This window comes from Tessaracoccus yangjingae (assembly GCF_055326235.1).
The window spans coordinates 248,690-273,334 of sequence record NZ_JBUZNN010000001.1 but is presented as its reverse complement, the minus strand read 5'-3'; the positions used below and the strand labels follow the sequence as shown (position 1 = coordinate 273,334).

21 protein-coding genes and 1 pseudogene are annotated in these 24,645 nt (G+C 70.8%); 7 read left to right on the top strand and 15 right to left on the bottom strand.

What is annotated here, in order from left to right; genetic code table 11:
- Positions 1 to 29: 29 nt before the first annotated feature.
- Positions 30 to 464 (top strand): NUDIX domain-containing protein, encoded by a 435-nt coding sequence (locus tag ACZK5D_RS01280; protein ID WP_463663978.1) that lies wholly within the window; start codon positions 30 to 32, stop codon positions 462 to 464.
- On the opposite strand, the gene ACZK5D_RS01275 is transcribed toward ACZK5D_RS01280, so the two are convergent.
- The 3 genes from ACZK5D_RS01275 to ACZK5D_RS01265 all read right to left on the bottom strand — a co-directional run bounded on the left by ACZK5D_RS01275 (position 461) and on the right by ACZK5D_RS01265 (position 3,782).
- The gene (locus ACZK5D_RS01275; RefSeq protein ID WP_463663977.1) at positions 461 to 1,525 is read right to left on the bottom strand and encodes a glycoside hydrolase family 76 protein; all 1,065 of its coding nucleotides are present in this window, start codon (positions 1,523 to 1,525) and stop codon (positions 461 to 463) included. The genes ACZK5D_RS01280 and ACZK5D_RS01275 overlap by 4 nt on opposite strands.
- Complete coding sequence (locus ACZK5D_RS01270; RefSeq protein ID WP_458994669.1) at positions 1,522 to 2,844, bottom strand: dipeptidase; 1,323 nt, start codon at positions 2,842 to 2,844, stop codon at positions 1,522 to 1,524. The genes ACZK5D_RS01275 and ACZK5D_RS01270 overlap by 4 nt, the downstream gene beginning before the upstream one ends.
- A gap of 86 nt (positions 2,845 to 2,930) precedes the next feature.
- Entirely contained in the window at positions 2,931 to 3,782 is an 852-nt protein-coding gene (locus ACZK5D_RS01265; protein WP_458994670.1) for a DUF559 domain-containing protein, read from the bottom strand.
- Between the two features lie 179 nt (positions 3,783 to 3,961).
- Between ACZK5D_RS01265 and ACZK5D_RS01260 the strand changes: the two genes are divergently transcribed.
- On the top strand, positions 3,962 to 4,444 hold the full coding sequence (locus ACZK5D_RS01260; RefSeq protein ID WP_463663976.1) for a hypothetical protein: 483 nt from the start codon (positions 3,962 to 3,964) through the stop codon (positions 4,442 to 4,444).
- Here the strand turns inward: ACZK5D_RS01260 and purL are convergent.
- The 4 genes from purL to purS form a co-directional block, all read right to left on the bottom strand.
- Positions 4,380 to 6,635, bottom strand: coding sequence for a phosphoribosylformylglycinamidine synthase subunit PurL (gene purL / locus ACZK5D_RS01255; RefSeq protein ID WP_463663975.1), 2,256 nt, complete (start codon positions 6,633 to 6,635; stop codon positions 4,380 to 4,382). The genes ACZK5D_RS01260 and purL overlap by 65 nt on opposite strands.
- Positions 6,636 to 6,644: 9 nt before the next feature.
- Positions 6,645 to 9,164 carry an aminopeptidase N gene (pepN, locus tag ACZK5D_RS01250; RefSeq protein WP_463663974.1) on the bottom strand — a complete coding sequence of 840 codons (2,520 nt, stop codon included), beginning with the start codon at positions 9,162 to 9,164 and terminating at the stop codon, positions 6,645 to 6,647.
- A 77-nt stretch (positions 9,165 to 9,241) separates the two neighbouring features.
- Positions 9,242 to 9,916 carry a phosphoribosylformylglycinamidine synthase subunit PurQ gene (gene purQ / locus ACZK5D_RS01245; protein WP_458994675.1) on the bottom strand — a complete coding sequence of 225 codons (675 nt, stop codon included), beginning with the start codon at positions 9,914 to 9,916 and terminating at the stop codon, positions 9,242 to 9,244.
- Entirely contained in the window at positions 9,916 to 10,155 is a 240-nt protein-coding gene (gene purS / locus ACZK5D_RS01240) for a phosphoribosylformylglycinamidine synthase subunit PurS (RefSeq protein WP_458994676.1), read from the bottom strand. The genes purQ and purS overlap by 1 nt, the downstream gene beginning before the upstream one ends.
- An 86-nt stretch (positions 10,156 to 10,241) precedes the next feature.
- Between purS and ACZK5D_RS01235 the strand changes: the two genes are divergently transcribed.
- On the top strand, positions 10,242 to 11,414 hold the full coding sequence (locus ACZK5D_RS01235) for a pyridoxal phosphate-dependent aminotransferase (protein ID WP_463663973.1): 1,173 nt from the start codon (positions 10,242 to 10,244) through the stop codon (positions 11,412 to 11,414).
- Positions 11,415 to 11,432: 18 nt separating this feature from the next.
- Here ACZK5D_RS01235 and ACZK5D_RS01230 read toward each other — a convergent pair whose 3' ends face one another.
- From ACZK5D_RS01230 to ACZK5D_RS01220, 3 genes and pseudogenes are all read right to left on the bottom strand, one after another.
- The gene (locus ACZK5D_RS01230; protein ID WP_463664183.1) at positions 11,433 to 12,050 is read right to left on the bottom strand and encodes a DNA-3-methyladenine glycosylase; all 618 of its coding nucleotides are present in this window, start codon (positions 12,048 to 12,050) and stop codon (positions 11,433 to 11,435) included.
- A complete protein-coding gene (locus ACZK5D_RS01225) occupies positions 12,050 to 12,898 on the bottom strand; it encodes an aminotransferase class IV (protein ID WP_458994679.1) in 849 nt (282 codons plus the stop codon). Before ACZK5D_RS01225 ends, ACZK5D_RS01230 begins: the two co-directional genes overlap by 1 nt.
- 96 nt (positions 12,899 to 12,994) lie before the next feature.
- Positions 12,995 to 13,858: pseudogene (locus ACZK5D_RS01220) on the bottom strand (phosphoribosylaminoimidazolesuccinocarboxamide synthase); the annotation flags it as partial.
- 378 nt (positions 13,859 to 14,236) lie between these two features.
- Here ACZK5D_RS01220 and ACZK5D_RS01215 point away from each other — a divergent pair.
- From ACZK5D_RS01215 to arfA, 4 genes are all read left to right on the top strand, one after another.
- Complete coding sequence (locus ACZK5D_RS01215) at positions 14,237 to 15,124, top strand: carbohydrate ABC transporter permease (RefSeq protein WP_458996571.1); 888 nt, start codon at positions 14,237 to 14,239, stop codon at positions 15,122 to 15,124.
- Positions 15,121 to 16,065, top strand: coding sequence for a carbohydrate ABC transporter permease (locus ACZK5D_RS01210; protein ID WP_463663972.1), 945 nt, complete (start codon positions 15,121 to 15,123; stop codon positions 16,063 to 16,065). Before ACZK5D_RS01215 ends, ACZK5D_RS01210 begins: the two co-directional genes overlap by 4 nt.
- 88 nt (positions 16,066 to 16,153) lie before the next feature.
- The gene (locus ACZK5D_RS01205) at positions 16,154 to 17,506 is read left to right on the top strand and encodes an ABC transporter substrate-binding protein (protein WP_463663971.1); all 1,353 of its coding nucleotides are present in this window, start codon (positions 16,154 to 16,156) and stop codon (positions 17,504 to 17,506) included.
- A 129-nt stretch (positions 17,507 to 17,635) separates the two neighbouring features.
- Positions 17,636 to 19,147 carry an arabinosylfuranosidase ArfA gene (gene arfA / locus ACZK5D_RS01200; RefSeq protein ID WP_463663970.1) on the top strand — a complete coding sequence of 504 codons (1,512 nt, stop codon included), beginning with the start codon at positions 17,636 to 17,638 and terminating at the stop codon, positions 19,145 to 19,147.
- Positions 19,148 to 19,815: 668 nt separating this feature from the next.
- Here arfA and cysN read toward each other — a convergent pair.
- From cysN to ACZK5D_RS01175, 5 genes are read right to left on the bottom strand one after another with little or no spacing between them, the layout of a single operon-like run.
- Entirely contained in the window at positions 19,816 to 21,108 is a 1,293-nt protein-coding gene (cysN, locus tag ACZK5D_RS01195) for a sulfate adenylyltransferase subunit CysN (protein ID WP_463663969.1), read from the bottom strand.
- Positions 21,108 to 22,019: a sulfate adenylyltransferase subunit CysD gene (gene cysD, locus ACZK5D_RS01190; RefSeq protein WP_458994684.1), complete on the bottom strand. Its 912-nt coding sequence runs from the start codon at positions 22,017 to 22,019 to the stop codon at positions 21,108 to 21,110. Before cysD ends, cysN begins: the two co-directional genes overlap by 1 nt.
- Positions 22,016 to 22,735 (bottom strand): phosphoadenylyl-sulfate reductase, encoded by a 720-nt coding sequence (locus tag ACZK5D_RS01185; protein WP_463663968.1) that lies wholly within the window; start codon positions 22,733 to 22,735, stop codon positions 22,016 to 22,018. Before ACZK5D_RS01185 ends, cysD begins: the two co-directional genes overlap by 4 nt.
- The gene (locus tag ACZK5D_RS01180) at positions 22,728 to 22,910 is read right to left on the bottom strand and encodes a hypothetical protein (protein ID WP_458994686.1); all 183 of its coding nucleotides are present in this window, start codon (positions 22,908 to 22,910) and stop codon (positions 22,728 to 22,730) included. Before ACZK5D_RS01180 ends, ACZK5D_RS01185 begins: the two co-directional genes overlap by 8 nt.
- Positions 22,907 to 24,574: a nitrite/sulfite reductase gene (locus ACZK5D_RS01175; RefSeq protein WP_463663967.1), complete on the bottom strand. Its 1,668-nt coding sequence runs from the start codon at positions 24,572 to 24,574 to the stop codon at positions 22,907 to 22,909. Before ACZK5D_RS01175 ends, ACZK5D_RS01180 begins: the two co-directional genes overlap by 4 nt.
- Between the last annotated feature and the right edge of the window lie 71 nt (positions 24,575 to 24,645).

Here is a 24,645-nt window from a genome sequence, read left to right as displayed (position 1 = left end):
ACACGCTACCGGCGCGGTTAGATGGGGGCATGGGATTCGAGCTCATCGCCTGGGTGGCGCTGCGGGACGCCTCGGGCCGGGTGCTCCTGGCCAGGCGCGAGGGGACCGGCCGCGCCGACGGGCTGTGGAACCTGCCAGGGGGCCACATCGACGACGGCGAGGCCTCCGCGGTCGCGGCGGCGCGGGAGGCGGGCGAGGAGGTGGGGGCGCTGCTGGACCCGTCGGCGCTCCGGCACGTCGGGGTGCAGCGGTTCGACCTGCCCTACCCCACGGGACGCGCGCGGGGGTTCAACTTCTTCTTCGAGAGCTCCGAGTGGCTGGGCGAGCTGGCCCCCGGAGAGGCCACCTCGGAGCTGGGCTGGTTCGCGCCCGACGCCCTGCCGCCCGACATCCTGCCGTGGCTCCCCGCCGCGATCCTCGCGCACCTGGTGGAGGGGCGGTTCTGGGTGGAGTCGGTCGGCTAGCCGGGTTGCGACGCGGCGGCCGCCTCCAGCGCCATCCACGCCTGAAGCTGGGTGGCCAGCTCGACGGCGTGCCCGGGCGGCACCGTCCCGGCCGGGGTGGTGTCCTGGGGGAAGACGGTCACCGGCTGGTTGCGCCAGCCGCGCGTCTCGTGCCCACGCCACAGCGCGTCGGCGAACGCCGTGGTCAGGTCGGTGGCCGTCGCCCGGGTGGCGCCGGGGAGCCGCACGTCGCGGGCGGCGAGCGCCAGGTAGCGGGTGAGGATGCCGGTGAAGAGCCCGCCGTCGCCGTCGCCGTGGGTGCGCAGGAGCGTGGTGCCCGGGCGCGTGAGGTGGGCTGCGACGGCATCGATGTGCCGGGCCGCGTCCTCGAGCCTGCCCAGCCGCAGCATGACGCCCAGCACGGGGCCCTGGTTGTAGGTGAACACGTGCGGGACGAGGTCGGAGCCGGAGCCGGTCGAGAGGCGGGGCGCCCTGCCCACCCGCAGCGCGACGCGCTCCCGCGCAGGGCGTGGGGCGGCGAGGCGGAGGCCGTCGCGGTAGAGCCCGGTCTCCGGGTCCGCGAGGTGGTCGTCGAGCCAGTCGAGGAGCCCGGCGGCCTCGTCGAGGCGGCCGGCGCGGGCCAGGTGGAGTGCGATGGGGCCGGTGGCCGCCGTGTTCTTGAAGTCCCGGTCCAGGCTCCAGAACGCCCCGCCGCCCCAGTCGTCGGTGATGGCCGAGGTCAGCACCCGGTCCAGGCCCCGCGCGGGGCGACCCGCGCGGTGCGCGGCGAGCGCCAGCCAGGCCATGTCGTCGAAGTACCGGTTGCGCAGCCTCCCCCAGTTGCGCACCCGGATGCCGCGGAGATGGCGGCGGACCAGCCGGGCGTCCACCACCGTCGAGCCGCGGCGCCTGGCGTCGACGAGGCAGTCGAGCAGGTGCGCCTGCCACCAGTAGTGCCAGGGTCGCGGCGGTGGGCCGGGCCGGGCGGTCGCGGCGAGGTGCGTGCCGGGCAGCCCGAACAGCCGTCCGCCGAAGAGGGTGAGGACGGAGCGCGCCGCCTCGTCGGCCCGTTCCGCCGTCACGCCAGGCGCTGCAGGAACAGGGTCTCGGCCAGCGCGGCCTTGGCGAGGTCGCCCAGGTCCAGCGACTCGTCGATGCCGTGCATCCGCGACATCGGGTCGGTCACCGCGGTGACCAGGACCAGGGCGCCCGGGTTGCGCTCGGCGAACTCGGCGACGATGGGGATGGAGCCGCCGACCCCGATCTCCACGGGGGCGACGCCGAAGGCCTCGGTGAAGGCGTCGATGGCGGAGCGGGCGCGGTCGTCGTCGAGGGAGATGACGCTGCCCCCGCCGTTCTGGCCGGGCTCCACCTCCACCCGCGCGCCCCAGGGCGCGTTGGCCAGGAGGTGGGCCCGGAGGGCGGCCTCTGCCTCGTCGGCGTCCTGCCCAGGGGCCAGCCGGACGCTGACCTTGGCGCGCGCCGTCGGGATGAGGGTGTTCGAGGCGTCCTTGACCGGGGTGGCGTCGATGGCCAGGACGGAGGCGGCCGGACGGGTCCACATGCGGGCCGAGGCGGGGCCGTCGCCGATCCACGCCACGCCGTCGAGGATGCCGGTCTCCTCGCGAAGGCGGGCCTCGTCGTAGTCGACGGCGGGGTCGTCGTTGCTGGTCAGGCCGGCGATGGCCACGTTGCCGCGGTCGTCGTGGAGGGTGGCCAGCAGCCGGCACAGCGCCGTGAGCGCGTCGGGCACGACTCCGCCGAACTGCCCGGAGTGCAGGCCGGTCTGGAGCGTGGAGACGGTGACCTCGGCGTCCACCATGCCGCGCAGCGTGGTGGTGAACGACGGCTCGCCCACCTTCCAGTTGACCGAGTCGGCGATCACGAAGACGTCTGCGGTGAGGTCGTCGGAGTACGTGTCGAGGAGTGCGGCCATGCTGGGGGACCCGATCTCCTCCTCGCCCTCGATGAACAGCTTGACCCCCACGGGCGGCCGCCCCTCGAAGGCCCGGAGCGCGGCGAGGTGGACCGCGATCCCGCCCTTGTCGTCGGCGGATCCGCGGGAGTAGAGGCGGCCGTCGCGCTCGATGGGCGCGAACGGCGCGGAGGTCCAGGCTGCGTCGTCCCCGGTGGGCTGTACGTCGTAGTGGGCGTACAGGAGCACCGTGGGCGCGCCCTCGGGGGCCGGGAAGTGGCCGAAGACCGCGGGCTTGCCGCCGGCGTGCAGCAGCCGCACGTCCGGGCAGCCGACGTCGGAGACGAGGGAGGCCACTGTCTCGGCGGCGGCCAGCACGTTGTCGTCGTGCTCGGGCATGGACGAGATGGACGGGATCGCGATGAGTCGCTTGAGGTCGGTGAGGACGGAGGGCAGGACGTCGGTGACGCGATCGTTGAGGCTCATGCCCCCACCCTACTGACGCGCGGAATGCGTTCCTCCAGCCGCCCCCTCGGTGCCATATGGCCGCCGAGGACCGGCCTGGGGGAACGTCAGCCGCGCGACAGCAGCCTCACCGCCTGACCGACACACTCGACCATGTCGTCCATGGTCGCCGCGGTGAAGCGCAGAACGGTCCAGCCGGCCAGCGTGAGGAGAACGTCACGGCGGCGATCGTGGACGAACGCCTCGTGATCCTTGTGGTACTGCCATCCGTCGAACTCGAGGGCCAGCCGCAGCCCGGGGAACGCCACATCCACGAAGAACTGCTCCCCCTCGATGATCACCTCCAGGTTGGTCTTCCATCCCTTGAGCCTGGCAGTCCGCAACCTGACATGAGCATCACGTTCGAGCTCGGACCAAGGCGCATCCCGCGACTCATGCAGCAGCCGTGCGCGCGCTGCGTTGCCCGCTCGCGCCGGCATGGCTGCCAGCGCTTTCTTGAGCGAGTCCAACGTCACGGCCTCGCGTCGAAGTGCCTCGTCGATGACGGCCCCGCCCATGGTGTCGCTGAGCTCCAGGACACTGTGCTCGGGAGAGCTGATGAAGACCTCCCCGTTCCACTGCCGCAGCTCTGCAGGAACCTTCCGGGCCTCGAAGTCATACCCCGGCGCCGGCCGGCGCCTCGTCGACGCGACCTGGACCTTCTCCACCGTCAGCTCAGGCCACCAGGTCAGCCGCGCCGCAGTGTGCCGAACGAAGGTGAGGTTCGGATCCACCGCCGCGATGGCCGCCGTGCGGATCTCGAGCATCTCAGCCTGCTCCGGCGCCGCGAACACCCCCGGGAGGACTCTGGTGATGTCACCGTCCTTGTGGGCACGATCGATGGCGTCGCCGAGAGCTGGATGCAGCCTCCTCCGGATGATCGCCTCGCTGTTGATGATCTCCTGCAGTTCATGTCTCATGCACTCCCTGATCGTCAGCAGCTCCCCCGGACTCCCGGCCCAAGCATCAGCTGTGAACAACCGGCCCTGCGGATAACGTTCCTCCAGCCGCCCCCTCGGTGCCATATGGCCGCCGAGGACCGGCCTGGAGGAACAGCTACCGCACGGAGGCCCGCCTGACGGCGGCTAGGGTGGATGGCATGGTTCGGCAGGAGCTCGCAGACCTGATCAGGGAGGGCCGCATCGAGTCCGTGCCGCCCGATGCGGACCAGGTGGCGATGCTGCGCGAGCAGGCCGCGCGGCACCTGGCCAGCTCACGGACCATCAGCGCGACAGACCCGGCCGGCGCGTTCTCGCTGGCCTACGACGCGATCCGCAAGGAACTCACCGCGCTCCTCCTCGACCACGGCTTCCGGGCCCGCAGCGCCGGCAGCCACGCCGCCACGGGGCAGGCCGCAGCCATCCTCGTCCCCGGATTCGACGCCGACGGCTTCGAGTGGCTGAGGACGGTGCGGATCGCCACCGAATACGGCACCGACCGCCGCACCACCGCGACCGACGCCGACCTTCAGCGCGCCTGGCGCTTCGCCGAACGGCTGAGCCAGCTGCTGGGAGGGGCTAGGCCATCGCGGCTGGGATCGGCGCCGTCCACACGGATTCCGCCTCGCCCAGATCCACGCTGAACTGCCCCACGAACTCCATCTCGGGCTCGCCCGTCACCTCGCCGAGGCGGGTGGTCGGGACGCCGCGCTCGGCGCACAGGGCCTCGAACTCCTCCACGCTCGAGCCCGGCAGCGACACCACGGCCCGCGCGGCGGATTCCGAGAACAGCGCCACGGTGAGGTCACCCTCGGGCAGCGTCACCGCGAAGCCCAGGCCGTTTCGGAACGCCGATTCGGCCAGGGCCACGCCCAGGCCGCCCTCGCTCACGTCGTGCGCCGACGACAGCAGCCCGCGACGCGCGGCCTCCCCCATCACCTCGGCCAGCGCCTTCTCGGCGCCCAGCACCACCGCCGGCGGGAGCCCTCCGATGTGGCCGTCGTGCATGACGGACGCCCAGATCGAGCCGGACAGCTCCTCGCGGGTCTCGCCCAGCAGCAGGATCGCGTCGCCCGGGTGTGCGAAGCCTGAACGGCTCCGGGTGGCCACGTCGTCGATCACGCCGAGCACGCCGACGGTGGGCGTGGGCAGGATGGGGGCCGTGGCGGTCTGGTTGTACAGCGACACGTTGCCGCCCGTCACCGGCACGCCGAGCTCGCGGCAGCCGTCGACCAGGCCCATCACGGCCTCGGCGAACTGCCACATCACCTCCGGGTCCTCGGGGGAGCCGAAGTTGAGGCAGTCCGTGATGGCCACCGGCTCGGCGCCCGTGACGGCGACGTTGCGGTACGACTCGGCCAGCGACAGCTGCGCACCCAGGTAGGGGTTGAGGTAGGAGAAGCGGGAGTTGGCGTCCAGCGCGAGCGCGATGCCCAGCCCGGTCTCCTCGTCGATGCGCAGCATGCCCGAATCCTCCGGCTGCGCGAGAACCGAGTTGCCGCGGACGTAGCGGTCGTACTGCTCGGTGACCCACGTCTTGTCCGCGATGTTGCCGTGTGCGAGCACCCGGATCAGTGCGGCCTTGACCGCCTCCGGCGAGTTGTCCCGGGGCAGGTCCTCGGCGCGGTCGGCGTTGACGGCGTCGAGCCACTCCGGCCGGTGGTACGGCCGGTTGTACACGGGGCCCTCGTGCGCGACCGTCTTCGGGTCCACGTCGACGATGGTCTCGCCGTGCCACTGGATGATCAGCCTGTCGCCCTCGATGACCTCGCCGACGATGGTGGCCTGGACGTCCCACTTGGCGCAGATCTCCATGAAGCGCTCGACGTTGGCCGGCTCGACCACCGCCATCATCCGCTCCTGGGACTCGCTCATGAGGATCTCCTCGGGCGCGAGGTTGGGGTCGCGGAGTGGCACGAGGTCCAGGTTGACGAACATGCCGCCGTCGCCGGCGGAGGCCAGCTCCGAGGTGGCGCAGGAGATGCCGGCGGCGCCGAAGTCCTGGATGCCGTTGATGATGTCGGCCTGGAACAGCTCAAGGGTGCACTCGATGAGCAGCTTCTCCATGAACGGGTCGCCCACCTGGACGCTGGGCCGCTTGGCCGGGCCGTCCTCGTCGAAGGTCTCGGACGCGAGGATGGAGGCGCCGCCGATGCCGTCGCCGCCGGTGGAGGCGCCGAACAGGATGACCTGGTTGCCGACGCCGGTGGCCTTGGCGAAGTGCAGGTCCTCGTGCCGCAGCACGCCCACGCAGAGGGCGTTGACCAGCGGGTTGCCGAGGTAGCTCTCGTGGAACTGGACCTCGCCGCCGATGTTGGGCAGGCCCAGGCAGTTGCCGTAGCCGCCCACGCCGGCGACCACGCCGGGCAGGACGCGGCGGGTGTCGGCCTCGTCGAGGGGGCCGAACCGCAGCGAGTCCATCACGCCGATGGGTCGGGCGCCCATCGCGAGGATGTCGCGGACGATGCCGCCGACGCCGGTGGCCGCGCCCTGGTAGGGCTCCACGAAGGACGGATGGTTGTGCGACTCGGCCTTGAACGTGACGGCGTATCCCTGGCCGATGTCCACGACGCCGGCGTTGTCACCGATGCCGGCCAGCAGCGGGCCCCGGGGGGTCTCCTGGCTGAGCTCGCCGAACTTGCGCAGGTGCACCTTCGAGGACTTGTAGGAGCAGTGCTCCGACCACATCACCGAGTACATGGCGAGTTCGGCGGAGGTGGGGCGACGGCCCAGGATCTCGCGGATCTGCGCGTATTCGTCGTCCTTCACACCGAGTGCCGCGTACGGCTGCTCGACGTCAGGGGTCTGGGCTGCGTGCTCAACGGTGTCTGCCACGGGCTCAATCTACCGGTGCGGGCCCCGCCGGGGCACCCTGACGGCGTTCGCGGACCGCACGTGGGCCGCGACCTCGGCCTCGTAGAGCTCCTCCCTGACCAACCGACGCAGCGGGGCGGGCGCGGCCGGGTGCTCCCGCAGCCAGCGATGGCCGGCCTCGACGCCGTCGGAAGGGAACCCGCCGTGCACGAGCCGCAGGGCGATCTCGATGGGCTGGTCGCGCCACACCTCGGTCAGGTGCTCGAAGTAGCGGGCCGCGAACCGCTCACGCAGCGCGTCCTGCCCGGGCGCCCCGAACCCCTCCATGAGGGCGTCCACTGCCTCGTTCGTCTCGCCGTCGACGGTGTGCGCGCGCGTCCACGCCTCCTCCTTCACCGCCGGGTCCGGCCGCGACATCAGCGCCTGAAGGTGGGCCATCCGCCCCGTGGCGGTGTCGTCGGCCGCGAGCGCGGCGGCCAGCTCCGCGTCGGACGCGCTGCCCTGCGTGGCCAGACACTGCCACGCCAGCCACGTCACATCCACCGAGACCTCGAGCCCGGGGATGCCGCCGTCGAGCACCCACCGCACGTCCTCCGGCGCGAGGGCTGCGGCGTTGAGGTACGCCTTCGCCCAGAGCAGCTGCTCGGCCGAGCCGGGGTGGGCCGCCAGGGCAGCGGCCCGGCAGCCGTCGCGCCAGGGGCCGGCCGCGGCGTCGTCGACCGAGTACCGGTCGACCGCGGTGAAGGCCCTCGCCAGCAGCGACGACAGCACCCCGGACTGCGGCTCGCGGGCGCCGAGCACGGCGGTGACGAAGTCGGCGGGGGCCAGGAGCCCGGCGCGCACGTCGCCCCAGAGCGACGTCCACGCCACCGCCCTGGCCAGCGGCTCGAGGTCCGCGAGGTGGGACACGAGCACGTCGCGGCTCCCCTCATCGAGCTCGACGCGGGCGAAGGTCCGGTCCGTGTGGTTGATCAGGACGACGTCGGGCACGGGCAGCCCGTCGGCGTCCGGGATCCGCACCTCGGGTCCCTCGATGCGGAGATCGAACTGCTGCTCCAGCCGCAGCCCGTCCTCGTGCAGGCGGTAGAGCGCGAGGCTGGTGGCGTGCGGCCGGTCGGCAGAGGCGTCGCCGGCCCCGTAGAAGTCGCGCCGCACCCGCAGCCCGGTCATGTAGCCGCCGTGGACCTCCCAGTGCGCGCTCAGCCTGTCGTGACCGGCGGATTCCAGCCAGGCCGGCACCCAGCCGCTGAGGTCTCGGTCGGTCTCCACGTCCAGGGCATCCATGAAGTCCCCCAGCGTCGCCGACGCGAACGCGTGGGTCTGGAAGTAGCGACGACACCCGGCCAGGAACGCCTCCAGGCCCACGTAGTGGACCAGCTGCGTGAGCGCGGCCGAGCCCTTCGAGTAGGTGATCCGGTCGAAGTTGGTCTTCGCGGCCTCGAGGTCCGGGATGTCGGCCACCACCGGGTGGGTCGTCGGCATGGAGTCGGCCAGGTACGCGCCCACCTTGCGGGACGTGGCGAAGTTCACCCAGCCGTCGGCGAACCCGCAGGCCTCCACCGAGATGTGGCTGCCCATGAACTCGGCGAAACTCTCCTTGAGCCAGAGGTCGCCCCACCACCGGGGGGTGACGAGGTCGCCGAACCACATGTGGCTCATCTCATGCACCAGGGTGTTGGCGCGGCCCTGCAGCTGCGCGGGCGTCGCGGGCGAGCGGAAGAGGTAGTGCTCGGTGAACGTGACCAGGCCGGGGTTCTCCATGGCGCCGAGGTTGTACTCGGGGACGAAGATCTGGTCGTACTTGACGCCCCACGGGTAGTCGCCGAAGTTGTCGGTGAGCCAGTCCAGGCCCGCCTTCGTCAGGCGGAACAGCTCGTCGGAGTCGAGATAGCGGGCCAGGCTCTGCCTGCACATCAGCCCCAGCTCCATGCCCTGCCACGTGTCGGCGACGCGGTGGTACGGCCCCGCGGCCAGGCACGTGATGTAGGTGGACAGCGTGTGCGTGGGGGCGAACTCGACCCTGACCACACCGTCGGCCACGGTCGTCCGCGACGCCTCGGGCTGGTTCGAGCCCAGCCACCACCCCTCCGGGCCGGTGAGCGAGAACGCGAACGGCGCCCTCAGGTCCGGCTGCTCGAGGTTGGGGAACACCCGCCGCGCGTCTGCCGGCTCGTACTGGGTATAGAGGTAGGTCTGGCCGTCGGCGGGGTCGACGAAGCGGTGCAGCCCCTCCCCCGTGCGGGAGTACCGGCCGCGGCCGTGCACGGTGACGGTGCAGCGGCGCCTGGGCAGCCGGCTCAGGGTGATGCGGGCGCCGTCGTACTCCAGCGGATGGGGCGCCCCGTCGACCAGGATCGCGTCCACCTCGCCGATGAAGTCCAGCCAGCTCTCCCTCGACCGGCTGGTGAGCGTGATCGACGAGATGACGGGGAAGGTGTGCGTCGCGGGGTCCGCGGCGTCGCGGACGTCGACATCGACGCTGTAGGAGTGGACGCGCACGTGTCGCGCCCGGTCGGCGGTCTCGGCCCTGCTGAGGTTCGCTGTCGACATGGAACCCATCCAATCACCCCGCACCCGGCTTGGGGCTTCGATGCAGGTTCAGGGGTTCATCGGCCCCCCGCTCGTCGTCAGACGCGCGCGGAGAGGAACTGCAGGACGGACTCGAAGAACTTGACCCCGTCCAGGGTGGGGCTGGTCAGCTCCTCGACGTTGTGCTCAGGGTGCGGCATCAGGCCGACGACGTTGCCGCGCTCGTTGGTGATGCCGGCGATGTCGTGGGCCGAGCCGTTGGGGTTGTCCAGGTAGCGGAACACCACCTGGTCGTTGTCCTCCAGCTTGCGCAGCGTCTCGGGCGAGGCCTGGTAGTTGCCCTCGCCGTTCTTCAGGGCGATGGTGATCTCCTGCCCCTTCTCGAAGGCGCAGGTCCAGGTGGTGTCGATGGTCTCGACACGGAGGCGCACGTCGCGGCAGATGAAGTGCTGGTGCTCGTTGCGGATCATGGCGCCCTCGAGCAGGTGCGCCTCGCAGAGCAGTTGGAAGCCATTGCAGATGCCCAGCACCGGCATGCCCGCATTGGCGGCGTCGATCACGGTGCCCATGACGGGGCTGAACCGGGCGATGGCGCCGCAGCGCAGGTAATCGCCGTAGGAGAAGCCGCCGGGCAGGATGATGGCGTCGACGCCGTCGATGGAGTCCGACCCGTGCCACAGCGGCACGGCCTCGGAGCCGGTCAGCCGGACGGCGCGCAGCGCGTCGTGATCGTCGAGCGACCCGGGGAACGTGACGACGCCGATGCGTGCCATCAGTCGGCCACCACGTCGAAGGACTCGATGACGGTGTTGGCCAGCAGCTTCTCGGCCGCCTCGCCGATCCGCTCCAGCACCTCGGGCGTGACCTCGCCGTCGACCTCGATCTCGAACCGCTTGCCCTGGCGGACGGTGAGCCCGTCGAAGCCCAGCCGCTTGAGGGCGCCGGTTACGGCCTTCCCCTGCGGATCCAGGATTTCGGGCTTCGGCATGACGTTGACGACGACGCGTGGCATGGCACGGATCCTAGCGGACCGTGCCCGGAGGGGCCGTGCCCAGCGCCCACCCCGGACGCCCGAGGGCCAGCCGATAGCCTGGCCCCATGCCGTCCTCGCGCTCCGCCGTGCCTCCGTTCGAGGTGATGACCGTCCTTGACCGGGTGGCCACGCTGCGGGCCGCCGGCCGCGACGTGATCTCGCTCTGCGCCGGGGAACCGGCGGGCGGGGCGCCGTCGGCGGTCAACGCGGAGGCCGCGCGGCTGCACGCGGAGGGCAGGCCGTTCGGCTACACGCCCGCGCTGGGGATCCGCCCGCTCCGCGAGGCTCTGGCGGCGCACTACCGACGGTGGTACGGGGTGGACCTGGCGCCCGAGAGGATCGCGGTCACCACCGGATCCTCGGGTGGCTTCCTGCTGGCCTTCCTCGCGGCGTTCGACGCCGGGGACCGGGTGGCGCTGGCCCGCCCCGGCTACCCCGCCTACCGCAACATCCTCAGCTCGCTCGGCTGCGAGGTGGTGGACATCGACTGCGGCCCCGAGGTGCGCTTCCAGCCCACCGTCGGGCAGCTGGCCGCGGCCCACGCCGAGGCGCCGCTGGCCGGGCTGATCCTGGCCTCCCCCGCCAACCCCACGGGCACCATGGTCAGCCGGGCCGAGCTGGCCGAGCTCGTGGCCTGGTGCGACGCCCACGACGTCCGGCTGGTCAGCGACGAGATCTACCACGGCGTCACCTACCCGGTGGGCAATGATCGCGGCACGTCGGCGCTCGAGCTCGGCGGCGGGGCGATCGTGGTGTCGTCGTTCAGCAAGTACTGGGGCATGACGGGCTGGCGGCTCGGGTGGCTGGTGCTGCCCGAGGCCCTGGTGGAGCCGGTCGACGCGCTGGCCGGCAACCTGGCGCTCTGCCCGCCGGCGCCCGCGCAGCACGCGGCGCTCAGGGCGTTCGACGACGCCTCCTACGCCGAGTGCGACGCGGCGGTGGCGGACTTCGCCGAGGCCCGCGCGGTGCTGCTGGCCAACGCGGGGCGGCTGGGGTGGGGGGTCGCGGCCCCTGCCGACGGGGCCTTCTACTACTACGCGGACCTGGGTGACCAGTTGGACCGCTGGGGGACGTCGGCGGCGTACGCGTCGGCGCTGCTCGAGGCCACGGGGGTCGCGGTGACGCCCGGCCGGGACTTCGACTCCCGCCTGGGCGACCGGACCGTGCGGATCAGCTTCGCCGCCGGAAGCTCGGCCATCGCCGAGGCCGTGGAGCGGATCGTCGTCTTTCAGGCCTGAGGCGCCGCACCTGGGCCGTCACCGGCTCACGGTGGGGTCGCCGTCGATCCAGAACCGCAGCGGGAAGTCCGCGGCCTTGCCAACGCCGATGCGCGGACCCGCCGCGACCCTCGGCTCCCGCCCCGCCCGCGGGGTGAGCGTGAGGCCGGTGGTGCCGTCGAGCGGCGCCCCGGTGTCGGACAGCGCGATGCCGAGCGCGACGGTGAGGCGGGCGGGGCCGGCGGCCAGGTCGGTGTCGCGGCGGGTGACCCCCTTGGCTGCCCGGCGCGCGCGGGCGGTCTCGACGCCGTCGATCACTTCACCCGCCCGGATCAGCACCCCGGTGGGGGTGCCGTCGACGGCCACCACCACGTTGAAGCAGGTGTGCAGGCCCATGTGGCGGTAGACGTAGGCGTGCTCCCCGGGCCCGAACATCGCCGCGTTGCGGGCGGACGGGCCGCGGAAGGCGTGGGAGGCGGGGTCGAACCCGCCGCCGTAGGCCTCCACCTCCGTGATCCGCAGCGTCACGCGGGCGCCGTCGCGGTCGACGGTGAGGGTGCCGTCGAGCAGGCCCCGGGCCTCCGCCGCGACCGCGTCGAGCAGCGCGACGGCCTCCGGCGGCAGGTCCGCATAGGAGATGTGCGGCGGGACCAGCATCACTCGGCGCGGGGCGTGAGCATCTCCGTCAGCGCGGGCCCCAGGGGCGAGCGCGGCATCGGGGCGCCGTCGGCATGCGTGACCGGGGCCACGATCCGGCCGCTGGACAGCAGCCAGGCGCCTCGGCAGCGCTCGAGGTCGTAGCGGGTCAGGGCATCCACCTCGACGTCGAGGCCGGCGGCGGGCGCCTTGTCGAGCAGCTCCGCGATGGTGATCGAGCGCAGGATGCCGTGCAGCGGCGGGGTCACCAGGACCCCGTCCAGGTCCAGCACGACGCTGGAGGTGGGCCCCTCGAGGATGGATCCCGACGGGGTGACGAAGATCACGTCGTCTGCGCCATGCGCCTTGGCGTAGCGCTTGGCCGCCATGTTGATGCCGTACGACAGCGACTTCGCTCCCGGAAGCAGCCACGGCAGGGGCGCGACGTCCGAGCCCTCGAAGCCCCGGTCGAGGAGGAGGACGCGGACGCCCTCGGTGCGCTCCCGCTTGGTGGCGGGGTCCAGCGGCGCGGCCATCACCCAGCCGTTGGGCTCGTCGAGCCCCTCCGGCCCGCGGGTCATGATGGTGCGCAGCACCGCCTCCGGCTCCTCGGCCCAGTCCCAGGCCGCGACGATCGCGGCGACGGCGCGGCGGTAGCCCGCCTCGTCGGGGGCGGGGAGCTGCAGGATGCGCGCGGACGCGGCGAGGCGCTCGAGGTGCTCGTCCAGGTGGTGCGCCCGGCCGAAGCTGGCCAGGAGCGCGTCGAAGACGCCGTCGCCCCGGACCACGCCCTGGTCGTCGGCGCGGACGATGGGTGTCGCGGGGTCGACGAGGGTGCCGTCGAGGAGCGCGAGCATGCGGATGGTCATGAGGCCGAGGTTACGCCGTCGGGGCCCGCCCGTGGCGGCGGGACGCCGGGAGGCGGCCAGACGATGCCGGGGTCAGGAGGACGGGACGAACTCGCGGCCGGTCAGGCGACGGAAGGCCTCGAGGTAGCGGTCGCGCGTGGCCGCGACCACATCGGCCGGCAGCGCCGGCGGCGGCGTGTCCGACGCCTTGTCCCAGCCGGACTCCTTGGCCAGCCAGTCGCGCACGTACTGCTTGTCGAAGCTGGGCAGCGACTCCCCCGGCGCCCAGGCCGCGGCGTCCCAGAACCGCGACGAGTCGGGGGTCAGCACCTCGTCGGCCAGCACCAGGGTGCCGTCGGCGCGGCGGCCGAACTCGAACTTGGTGTCGGCCAGGATGATGCCGCGGGCCGCCGCGATGTCCCGGGCCCGGGCGTAGATGGTCAAGGTGAGGTCGCGCAGCTCGGCGGCCAGCTCCTCGCCGTGCAGGCGGGCGATGGTGGCGAAGTCCACGTTCTCGTCGTGCTCGCCCAGCGGGGCCTTGATGGCGGGCGTGAAGATCGGCTCCGGCAGCTTGTCGCCGTCGCGCAGCCCCTCGGGCAGAGGAACGCCGCACACCGTCCGCGACACCTGGTACTCGGCCCACCCCGACCCGGTGAGGTAGCCGCGCGCCACGCACTCCACCTCCACCATGTCCAGCGCCTCGACGAGCGTCGCGCGCCCCGCGACCGTCTCCGGCACGTCGGTGCTCACCACGTGGTTGTCGACAAGGTCCGCCAGCTGCTCGAACCACCACAGGCTGAGCTGGGTGAGGATGGCGCCCTTGTCCGGGATGGGCGTGCTGAGCACGTGGTCGTAGGCGGAGATGTTGTCGGTGGCCACCATGAGGATCCGCTCGGTGCCGCCGGCGTCGACGGTGTACAGCTCGCGCACCTTCCCGGCGTGTCGGAGCGGGAGGTTGAGGAGGTCGGCGTACTGGCTCACGCGTCGAGCCTAACGGCCATCCCGCCGATCGCCACCGGCACAGCGGTCCGATGGACGCCCCGCCGAGTAGCCCGAGGGCCCGCCCAGGTCCTCCCCCACCACCGCCAGGGAGGGTCTGGGCAGCGAAAAAGTCACGGAAAGATCACGATCCAGACTGCATCTTGACGAACGGCGGGAGCCAGGTTTACCTTTATGTCATCGATGTAAACCGGTGGCACCCGAGGTTGGGTAAAACGGCTGATCGGAGCGGGACAGCACGGACGCTGCGCTCGTTTTCAACGCTATAACAGGTGACACGCCGCGACGGCGTGCGGAGGCGGAGGCTCGCTGTGATCCAGCGCACATACGGCCAGGGCGAGGAGTAGCCCGGTGAGAAGAATGCTCTACTCGCCCAAGGTGGCGCCCTACATCTTCGTGCTCCCGTTCGTGCTCACCCTGGCCATCTTCTGGATCAGCCCCCTGATCAAGTCCTTCATCATGAGCACGCAGGACATCATCCCGGGGTCAGTGACCAACGTCGGCCTGGCCAACTTCGAGCGGCTGATCGGCGACCGCCTCTTCTACGTCGCCCTCGGCAACTCCATGAAGTACATGATCTTCACGCTGATCCTGCTCATCCCCATCCCGTTGCTGCTCGCGGTGCTCATCAACTCGAAGCTGGGCAGCGACAAGATCAAGTCCGTCTTCAAGTCCGTCATGTTCATCCCGGCGCTCACGTCGGTGGTCGTCGCCGGCATCGTGTTCCGGCTGATCTTCAGCGAGTCCCCCACCGCGCTGATGAACCAGATCGTCGGAGCCTTCGGCATCGACCCGGTCAAGTGGCTCAAGGGCAGCGAGACCGGCTTCATGGCACTCCTCACGGTCGCGAGCTGGCGCTGGACCGGCGTCAACATCCTCTACTTCCTCGCCGGCCTGCAGGCCATCCCCAACGACTACTACGAGGCCGCCGATCTCGACGGCGCCAACGCCTGGCAGAAGTTCTGGCACGTCACCGTGCCCCAGATCAAGCCCACCATCGTGTTCGTCATCACGATCAGCGTCTACGGCGGCCTGGCCATGTTCCTCGAGAGCTTCATGCTCTGGGGCGGCAACAACTCGCCGCAGAACATCGGCCTCACCATCGTCGGCTACCTCTACCGGCAGGGCATCGAGAAGAACGACCTCGGCTACGCCTCGGCGGTCGGCGTGGTGCTGCTCATCATCGTGCTCGCCATCAACATCCCGCAGCTCATCGCCACCGGGACCTTCAAGAAGGAGGAGCGATGACCGCGTCGTCGTCACAGGTGAAGCCGATCGACGCCCGCCTCACGGCGGACGAGGTCACGAAGGTCGGCAAGAACGGCCGCCAGATGAGCGACGAGGGCAAGGCCCATCGCCGTCGCTCCATCGGCAGGACCGCCCTGACGATCGCGCTCTTCGCAGCGCTGGCCGCCCTGGTCCTCATCCCGTTCTGGGCGATCTTCGTCGCCACCTTCCAGGACGGCAACATGATCGTGCGCTACGGCCTCAACCTCGGCATCAACCTGTCGACGGCGAGCCTCGACAACTGGGTGGCGCTGTTCACGGACTCCGGCAGCTACTTCCGCTGGTTCTTCAACAGCACCCTGGTGACGCTGCTGCAGGTGGCCCTGACGCTTGCGATCAGCTCGTTCGTGGCCTACGGGTTCGCGATGTACGAGTTCCGCTTCAAGAGCACCCTGTTCGTCTCCGTGATCCTGCTCATGTCGGTGCCGTTCGAGATGCTCATGCTGCCGCTGTACATCCAGATCAACGACATGCAGCTCCAGGACACCTACACGGCCGTGATCCTGCCGTTCCTCGCGCACGCGGTGACCATCATGTTCTTCCGGCAGTACCTGCGGGGGATCCCCAAGGAGATCGTCGAGGCGGGCCGCATCGACGGCGTCTCCGAGATCGGCATCTTCTTCCGCCTCATCCTGCCGCTGACCAAGCCGGCCTTCGCCGCCATGGCCATCCTCAACGGCATGGGCAGCTGGAACAACTTCCTGTGGCCGCTGCTGGCCCTGCGCAGCCCTGACAAGTACACGCTGCCGATCGGCCTCAACACCCTGTTGACGCCCTACGGCAACAACTACGAGCTCCTCATCGTCGGGTCGTTCTTCTCGATGATCCCGATCTTCATCCTCTTCATCCTGTTCCAGCGGTTCTTCATCGAAGGCATGACCGCCGGCGCCGTCAAGGGCTGAGCCCACTCCCCCGTCCACCCCCTAGTCATCCACGTTCGTCAGCTGCTCCCCGGCACAGGTGCCGGAGGACAAGAAAGGAACACCCCAGATGAAACTCAAGAAGTTCGCGACAGCGGCTCTTGCGGCGGGCATGGCCACCCTGGCCCTGACCGCGTGCAACACCGCCACGCCCGACGCGGAAACCACCGCCGAGGGATCCATGATCACCCAGGAGGCCGTCGAGGGCGCCACCGAGCTCGAGCTCTGGACGTTCGTCGAGCTGCACGCGCAGTTCTACACCGAGATGGCCGAGATCTGGAACGAGCAGAACCCGGACAAGAAGGTCCAGATCGCCGTCAACGTCATGCCGTACGACGACATGCACAACAAGCTGCAGATCGCGCTCACCTCAGGCCAGGGCGCCCCGGACATCTCGGACATCGAGGCCGGCAAGTTCCCGCAGTTCACCCAGGGCACCCCGGCGCTGATGGACCTCACCGAGGCCGCCGCGCCGTACCGCGACGACATCGTCGAGGCCCGCCTCGACCTCTTCTCCAAGGACGACGCGCTGTACGGCCTCGACTTCCACGTCGGCGCCACCGTCGCGTTCTACAACACCGAACTGCTCGACGCCGCCGGTATCGACTACACGACGATCAAGACGTGGGACGACTACCAGGAGGCCGGGGCCAAGTACTTCGAGGCCACCGGCAAGTACCTCGGCACCGTCGACACCTCGGCCGCATGGCAGGAGGGCCTGCTGCTGGCCCAGCTCGGCGGCGAGTACTTCACCGACGACGGCAAGGTCAACGTCAACAGCCCCGAGATGATCGAGGCGCTCACCATCCTCAAGGGCCTGCAGGACGCCAACGCGGCCGCCGTCCCCCCGGGTGGCCAGCCTGACACCGAGGAGGCCTTCGGCGCCTACAACAACGGCGACTTCGCCGCCGCCGTGATGCCGTTCTGGTTCACCTCGCGCTACCTGGCCTACATGCCCGACTTCGCCGGCAAGATCGCCATCGCTCCCCCGCCCACCGTCGACGATCCGGTCAACGTCTCCGTCGGTGGCGGCGGCACGGGCACCGCGGTGATCAAGGACGGCGAGAACGCCGAGCTGGCCGCCGAGTTCATCGCCTGGGCCAAGCTGGGCACCGAGGGTAACGTCGCCACGTGGGAGCTCCTGGGCTTCGACCCGCTGAACACGGCGGTGTGGGCCGACGAGACAATCACCCACAACCCGGAGAACAAGTTCGTCAAGTACTTCCAGAACAACCCGTTCGAGCCGCTCCTGGAGATCCAGGACAGCATCGGCCACCTGGAGTCCTTCACCAACGGCTCCATGCCCTCGGTGAACAACCTGCTCAACACCCAGACCCTCAACGACATCTTCGAAAACGGAGTGCCGATCGAGGACGCGCTGAACCAGGCGCAGTCTGACCTGCAGAACGAGCTCGGCGAGTAGTCGTCGCTCTCCCATCCCTCTGAAACGGGGCGATCGGGCGCAGCCCGCGGGCTACCCGATCGCCCCGTTTCCCTTGCCCGGCCCACCGGCCGGGAGCCCCACACACCCGCCTGAGGAAGACCCCACACCATGAGCAACACCCGCATCACCGTCGACCCGGACTTCGTCGTCGGCCCCGTGCGCCCCCGGACCTTCGGCTCGTTCGTCGAGCACCTCGGGCGCTGCGTCTACACCGGCATCTACGAGCCCGGCCACCCCACCGCCGACGAGGACGGCTTCCGCACCGACGTGCTGGACCTGGTCCGCGAGCTCGGCGTCTCCACCGTCCGCTACCCCGGAGGCAACTTCGTCTCCGGCTACCGCTGGGAGGACGGCGTGGGCCCCGTGGAGAACCGCCCCGCCCGCCTCGACCTGGCCTGGCACTCCACCGAGCCCAACACCTTCGGCACCAACGAGTTCATGGCCTGGTGTGCCAAGGCCGACGTCGAGCCGATGATGGCCATCAACCTCGGCACCCGCGGCATCCAGGAGTCGCTGGACATCCTCGAGTACTGCAACGTGCCCTCCGGCTCCCACTTCGCCGACCAGCGTCGCGGCCACGGCGTCGAGGACCCGTACCGGGTCAAGATGTGGTGCCTGGGCAACGAGATGGACGGCCCCTGGCAGATCGGCCACAAGACCCCGCAGGAGTACGGCCGCCTCGCCGCCGAGACGGCCCGCGCGATGCGGATGATCGATCCCGGCCTCGAGCTGGTGGCGTGCGGCTCGTCCAACACCGAGATGCCCACGTTCGGCGAGTGGGAGCGCGTGGTGCTGACCGAGACCTACGACGTGGTGGACCTCATCTCCGCGCACGTCTACTACTACGAGGACGGCGGCGACCTCGGTTCGTTCCTGGCCTCGGCGGTCAACATGGACGACTTCATCGACGGCGTGGTCGCCACCGCCGACGCGGTGCGGACCGCGACGAAGCGCACCAAGCGGATCAACATCTCCTTCGACGAGTGGAACGTCTGGTACCAGCAGCGCGTCGAGTCCAAGGTGTCCGAGGGCGACGACTGGCCGGTGGCCCCCCGCCTCCTTGAGGACCTCTACAACGTGGCCGACGCGGTGGTGGTGGGCAACCTGCTCATCTCGCTGCTGCGCCACACCGACCGGGTGCACTCGGCCTCGCTGGCTCAGCTCGTCAACGTGATCGCCCCGATCATGACCGAGCCCGGCGGCCCGGCCTGGAAGCAGACCACGTTCCACCCCTTCGCCCTCACCTCGAAGTACGCCAAGGGTTCGGTGCTCAACGTGCCGATCCACAGCGGCACCTACGAGACGGCCAGGTACGGCGAGGTGTCGCTCGTCGACGCCGTCGCGACGCACGACGCGGAGACCGGCGAGGTCGCGGTGTTCGTGGTCAACCGAGGCATGGAGGGCGCGGCCCCGGTGGAGGTCAACCTCAAGGCGTTCGGGGAGGCGCGCCTCGTCGAGGCGGTCCAGCTGTCGAACCCGGACCACACGTGGGCGGCGTCGATGCAGGACTCGACCTCGGTCGCGCCGAGGGCGATCGACGGCGCGGAGATCGTCGACGGCGTCCTGAAGGCGGAGCTCCCGGCGGTGAGCTGGGCGATGTTCCGGATCGCCACCGCGTGATCTGACCTCCCCCACCGCCCCGGTGCCGGGAACCCGGCCCTCGACCCGCCCCCGGTGCCGGGAGCCCTGACACGAGGCCCGTGCGGCCCTTGACCACCGTTCTCCTCCCGGCCGCCGGCCGGTCAGGGGTCGGGTAGTTGAGGCCGCCCGGGCCTCGTCCCACGTCTCCCTGCACTCGTCTGCCCGTGGCGTGGTTCATCCCGGGCGTGTGCCGGCACGGCGGCCCCGGCTCAGGTCTGCTCAAGCGGGACGCCAGTTGGGCGATCCTCGGGCTGGGCATCACTGCGCGCAGCCGCCCCGCCGTCCCCCACCCTCGCACGCACCTCACGTCCTGCCTCGCTGCTGACGCGTAGGGGCTCCGCCCTCGACAGCTGGTTGAGCCGGCCCGCCCCTTCCCCGCTGGTTGACCCGGCCCGGGGTCCATAAACCGTGTGCGGGTCGGTTTCGACACGCGCTGAGCCGCAGGCGGCTCGGCGCGGCTCAACCAGCGGAAAGGGGCGGCTCGGCGCGGCTCAACCAGCTGTCGGAACGGGGCGACCCGGGCCGTCCTTTCCCGCTGGTTGAGCCGGGCCGCAAGGAGCGAAGCGACGCGCGCCCGCGTCGAAACCAACGTGAGTTCGGCAGCGACCTGAGGCAGGGTCCCGATGGCCCCCATCCATCCGGCAGGGTCAGATGTCGGCACCCGCGTAGCGGTCAGGGGCGTCGGCCATGCCGGCCGCCAGGGTTGAGCCGTCGGCGTCGTCGATCAACAGGAACGCGCCGCTGCGGCGAAGCTCCAGGTAGTCGTCGATGGGGAGGTCGTCGGCCAGGCGGACGCGGACGCGGCCGATGTCGTTGAGGCGCAGCTCCTGCGGGGCCCGCCGGTACTCGACCGAATCGATGTCCAGCTGGTCGATGATCTCCTCCACCATGGCGCGCACCGTGCGGGTGCCGGCGCGGAGCAGGACCCGGTCCCGCGGGCGCACCGGGCGCTCCGACAGGACGCAGACGGTGCCGCCCACGGAACGCGTGACGTAGCCGCGACGCTTCGGGTCCGCGATGAGATCACCGCGCGAGATGTCGATGTCGTCGGCCAGCCGAAGCGTCACCGACTGCGGCGCGAACGCCAGCTGGAGCTCCCGCACCGAGCCGTCTGCCTGACCCTGGTCGATGCCGACGACGGTGGTGGTACGACCCCCCGGCAGCACTGCCACCTCGTCGCCCACGCGCACCACGCCGGCAGAGATGCGGCCCGCGTAGCCGCGGTAGTCGCGGTGCTCGCCCGATTGGGGGCGCAGCACCACCTGGACGGGGAAGCGCAGCGGCTGCTCGGACGGGTCGGTGCCCACGGGGACCGACTCCAGGTGCTCCAGCAGCGTGGGCCCGTCGTACCACGGGGTGTTGGCGGAGCGGTCCACCACGTTGTCGCCGAGCAGCGCCGAGAGCGGCACCGCCACGACGTCGTCGATGTCGAAGCGGGCGGCCAGCTCGCGGGCGTCGGCCACGATCTGGTCGTAGCGCTCCCGGCTCCAGTCCACCAGGTCCATCTTGTTGACGGCCAGGGCGACGTGACGCACACCCAGCAGCCCGGTAACCGCGACGTGGCGGCGGGTCTGCTCGACCACTCCGTGCCGCGCGTCCACCAGGATCAGCGCGAGCTCGGCGGTGGAGGCGCCGGTGACCATGTTGCGCGTGTACTGCACGTGCCCGGGGGTGTCGGCCAGCACGTAGGAGCGGTTGGCGGTGGAGAAGTAGCGGTACGCCACGTCGATGGTGATGCCCTGCTCGCGCTCGGCCCGCAGGCCGTCGGTGAGAAGCGCCAGGTCTGCGCCCTCGAGGCCGCGCTCGCGGGAGACCCGCTCCACGGCGTCGAGCTGGTCGGCGAGCACCGACTTGGTGTCGTAGAGCAGGCGCCCGACGAGCGTGGACTTGCCGTCGTCGACGGAGCCGGCGGTGGCCAGCCGGAGGAGGTCGTGCGTCATCAGAAATATCCCTGCTTCTTGCGGTCTTCCATGGCGGCCTCGGAGAGCCGGTCGTCGGCACGCGTGGCGCCGCGTTCGGTGATCCGCGACGCGGCCACCTCGAGGATCACGCCCGCGACATCCGAGGCGTCGGACTCGACGGCGCCCGTGCAGCTCATGTCGCCGACGGTGCGGTAGCGCACCACGCGCGAGACCGTGGTCTCGGACGCCTTCGGGCCGCCCCACTCCCCCGCGGTCAGCCACATGCCGTCGCGGTGGAACACCTCCCGCTCGTGGGCGTAGTAGAGGCTGGGCAGGGCGATGTTCTCACGCTCGATGTAGCGCCACACGTCCAGCTCGGTCCAGTTCGACAGCGGGAACACGCGCACGTGCTCGCCGGGCGAGTGCTTCCCGTTGTACAGGTCCCAGAGCTCGGGGCGCTGGCGGCGGGGGTCCCAGGCGCCGAACGAGTCGCGCAGGGAGAACACGCGCTCCTTGGCGCGGGCCTTCTCCTCGTCGCGGCGGCCACCCCCGAAGACGGCGTCGAAGCGGCCGGCCTCGATGGCGTCGAGCAGCGGGACGGTCTGCAGGGGGTTGCGGGTGCCGTCGGGCCGCTCGCGGAGGCGGCCGTCGTCGATGTAGTCCTGCACCTTGGCCACGTGGAGGCGGGCCCCGATGCGCGCGACGGTGTCGTCGCGGTAGGTCAGCACCTCGGGGAAGTTGTGGCCGGTGTCGACGTGCAGCAGCGCGAACGGCAGCGGCGCGGGCGCGAACGCCTTGAGCGCCAGGTGCAGCATGACGACGGAGTCCTTGCCGCCGCTGAAGAGGATGACGGGGCGCTCGAACTCGCCCTCCACCTCCCGGAAGATGTGGATCGCCTCGGACTCGAGGTGGTCCAGATGGTCGAGGGTGTATTCGGGGGGCAGTGTCATGTGTGCAGTCCGCATTCAGTCTTGTTCTTGCCGGCCCAACGGCCGGCTCGGGGGTCTTCTCCGGGGGCGACGGGGCGCGTGCAGGGCGCACAGCCGATCGACGCGTAGCCGCGCTCGCGCAGCGGGTTGAGGTGGACGTCCTCCTCGAACGCGAAGCGCTCCACGTCGTCGTCGTCCCAGGCCGCGATGGGGTTGAGCTTGACGATGCGGCGCTTCTCGTCGAACCCGACGAGTGTAATGTCGGTGCGGGTGGGGGCGTCGACGCGGCGCATGCCGGTGACCCACGCCTTGTGGCCCGCGATGGCCCGGTTGAGCGGCTCGACCTTGCGCATGGCGCAGCAGAGGTCCGGGTCGCGGTCGTGGAGCCGGGCCCCGTACTCCTGGTCCTGCTGGTTGACGGTGAGCAGCGGCAGGATGGTGCGGATCTGGACGCGCTCGACGTAGTGGTCCCGGGTTTCGAGCGTCTCGGCGAAGTGGTAGCCGGTGTCGAGGAAGAACACGTCCAGGCTGGGCGCGGACTGCGCGATCAGCTCGACGAGGACCTCGTCTCCCATCGAGGAGGCGACGGTGACGTCCGCGCCGAAGGTCTGCTCAGCCCACTGGAGCACCTCGCGGCTCAGCTTGACCTTGCCGAGGTGGCCGGCGTAGGCGGGGTCCGACTCGAGGGCGGTGAATCGGGCGTTCGCCTCGTCGGCGATGGCGTGCAGGTCATCCATGGTGTGCGGCCTCCTCCTCGGCGATCCGTGCCGGTATGTGCTCGGTTGCCACCCGGTGCTGGGTGACGGAGAACACGCGCGCGCAGGCCAGGCAGTGCCAGGCCCCGGCCGGCTCCTCCACCGGGCGCAGGTCCTCCTCCGCGCAGAACGGGCAGTGGAAGATGACCGCGCTCATCGCAGGAGGTCCTCGTCGGCCCGGTGGGCCCAGTGCGCGAAGGGCTCGTCGGCCTCCCGCTGCGCGAGGAAGGTGCGGGCGAGTCGCTCGATGTAGTCCGGCAGGTCCGCCGCCGCGACCTTCAGCGCGCGGGTCTTGCGAGCCAGCTGTGGCGAGGCGCCGAGGCCACCGCCGAGGTGCACCTGGAACAGCTCCACGAGGTTGCCGTCGGCATCGGTCTGCACCATGCCCTTGAGCCCGACGTCCGCCACCTGCGTGCGGGCGCAGGCGTTGGGGCAGCCGTTGACGTGCACGGTGAACGGCACGTCGAAATCGGGCAGCCGGGCCTCCAGCTCCTCGACGACGAGCCGGGCGCGCGCCTTCGTCTCGACCAGCGCCAGCTTGCAGTACTCGATCCCGGTGCAGGCCATCACGCCGCGGCGGAACTCCGACGGCCGCGCGGGCAGGTCCTCGGCGTCGAGCGCCTCCACCAGGGCCTCGACGTTGTCGCCGGGCACGTCGAGGACGAGCAGCTTCTGGTGGGGGGTGAGGCGGATGCGGCCGGAGCCGTGCTCGGCGGCCAGCTCGGCGATGCGGGTCAGGCGGGTGCCGGAGACCCGGCCGGCGATGGGGGCCACGCCGACCCAGAAGTTGCCGTCGGCCTGGGCGTTGACGCCCACGTGATCGCGGCGGAGGTCGGCCGAGTCCTGCGGGGGGCCGTCGATGAGCCGGCGGCCCAGGTACTCGGTCTCCAGTACCTGACGGAACTTCTCCGGCCCCCAGTCCGCCATGAGGAACTTGAGGCGGGCGCGGTTGCGGAGGCGGCGGTAGCCGTAGTCCCGGAAGATCGAGACGACGCCCTTCCACACCTCGGGGACCTCCTCCAGCGGCACCCAGGCGCCGAGGCGTTGGGCGAACATCGGATTGGTGGAGAGGCCGCCCGCTGCCCACACATCGAAGCCGGGGCCGTGCTCGGGGTGGACGACGCCGACGAAGGACACGTCGTTGACCTCGTGCGCGACGTCGAGGTTGGGGCTGCCGGAGATGGCGGTCTTGAACTTGCGCGGCAGGTTGGAGAACTCGGGGCTGCCGATGTAGTTGGCCAGGATCTCGCGCACGGCCGGGGTGCCGTCGACGATCTCGTTGGCGGCGATGCCGGCCACCGGCGAGCCGAGGATGACGCGCGGGGTGTCGCCGCAGGCCTCGGCGGTGGTGAGGCCGACGGCCTCGAGGCGGCGCCAGATCTCGGGAACGTCCTCCACCCGGATCCAGTGCAGCTGGATGTTCTGGCGGTCCGAGATGTCCGCGGTGTCGCGGGCGAACTCGGTGGAGATGCCGGCGATGACGCGCAGCTGCTCGTTGCTCAGGGCGCCGCCGTCGGAGCGGACGCGCATCATGAAGAACTCGTCGTCGAGCTCCTCAGGTGCCAGAGTGGCGGTCTTGCCACCGTCGATCCCGGGCTTGCGCTGCGTGTACAGGCCCCACCAGCGCATGCGGCCGCGGAGATCCTCCCCCGCGATGCTGGCGAAGCCCTCCTTGGAGTAGACCTCCTCGATCCGGGCGCGGACGTTGAGCCCGTCGTCGGCCTGCTTGAACACCTCATTGGGGTTCAGCGGCGTCCTGTCGCCATCGGCCCAGGCGCCGGTGGCCTGGTTGCGCTTGGGGCGGGTTACCGCTTCGGTCATCGTCGGTCCTTCGTCGGGGGCCTTGCTGCTACCACCAACCGGATGACGGGGCGGCTCATTCCCGACCCCCG

Excerpts from the sequence above, each read along its gene's own strand:
- ACZK5D_RS01185 (WP_463663968.1), bottom strand. The coding sequence starts at position 22,735 with ATGGATGACCTGCACGCCATCGCCGACGAGGCGAACGCCCGATTCACC.
- ACZK5D_RS01280 (WP_463663978.1), top strand. The coding sequence starts at position 30 with ATGGGATTCGAGCTCATCGCCTGGGTGGCGCTGCGGGACGCCTCGGGC.
- ACZK5D_RS01205 (WP_463663971.1), top strand. The coding sequence starts at position 16,154 with ATGAAACTCAAGAAGTTCGCGACAGCGGCTCTTGCGGCGGGCATGGCC.
- ACZK5D_RS01225 (WP_458994679.1), bottom strand. The coding sequence starts at position 12,898 with ATGACCATCCGCATGCTCGCGCTCCTCGACGGCACCCTCGTCGACCCC.
- ACZK5D_RS01180 (WP_458994686.1), bottom strand. The coding sequence starts at position 22,910 with ATGAGCGCGGTCATCTTCCACTGCCCGTTCTGCGCGGAGGAGGACCTG.
- pepN (WP_463663974.1), bottom strand. The coding sequence starts at position 9,164 with ATGTCGACAGCGAACCTCAGCAGGGCCGAGACCGCCGACCGGGCGCGA.
- ACZK5D_RS01265 (WP_458994670.1), bottom strand. The coding sequence starts at position 3,782 with ATGAGACATGAACTGCAGGAGATCATCAACAGCGAGGCGATCATCCGG.
- ACZK5D_RS01230 (WP_463664183.1), bottom strand. The coding sequence starts at position 12,050 with ATGCTGGTCCCGCCGCACATCTCCTATGCGGACCTGCCGCCGGAGGCC.
- purQ (WP_458994675.1), bottom strand. The coding sequence starts at position 9,916 with ATGGCACGCATCGGCGTCGTCACGTTCCCCGGGTCGCTCGACGATCAC.
- cysN (WP_463663969.1), bottom strand. The coding sequence starts at position 21,108 with ATGACGCACGACCTCCTCCGGCTGGCCACCGCCGGCTCCGTCGACGAC.
- purS (WP_458994676.1), bottom strand. The coding sequence starts at position 10,155 with ATGCCACGCGTCGTCGTCAACGTCATGCCGAAGCCCGAAATCCTGGAT.
- arfA (WP_463663970.1), top strand. The coding sequence starts at position 17,636 with ATGAGCAACACCCGCATCACCGTCGACCCGGACTTCGTCGTCGGCCCC.
- ACZK5D_RS01210 (WP_463663972.1), top strand. The coding sequence starts at position 15,121 with ATGACCGCGTCGTCGTCACAGGTGAAGCCGATCGACGCCCGCCTCACG.
- ACZK5D_RS01175 (WP_463663967.1), bottom strand. The coding sequence starts at position 24,574 with ATGACCGAAGCGGTAACCCGCCCCAAGCGCAACCAGGCCACCGGCGCC.
- ACZK5D_RS01260 (WP_463663976.1), top strand. The coding sequence starts at position 3,962 with ATGGTTCGGCAGGAGCTCGCAGACCTGATCAGGGAGGGCCGCATCGAG.
- ACZK5D_RS01215 (WP_458996571.1), top strand. The coding sequence starts at position 14,237 with ATGCTCTACTCGCCCAAGGTGGCGCCCTACATCTTCGTGCTCCCGTTC.
- ACZK5D_RS01270 (WP_458994669.1), bottom strand. The coding sequence starts at position 2,844 with ATGAGCCTCAACGATCGCGTCACCGACGTCCTGCCCTCCGTCCTCACC.
- ACZK5D_RS01235 (WP_463663973.1), top strand. The coding sequence starts at position 10,242 with ATGCCGTCCTCGCGCTCCGCCGTGCCTCCGTTCGAGGTGATGACCGTC.
- cysD (WP_458994684.1), bottom strand. The coding sequence starts at position 22,019 with ATGACACTGCCCCCCGAATACACCCTCGACCATCTGGACCACCTCGAG.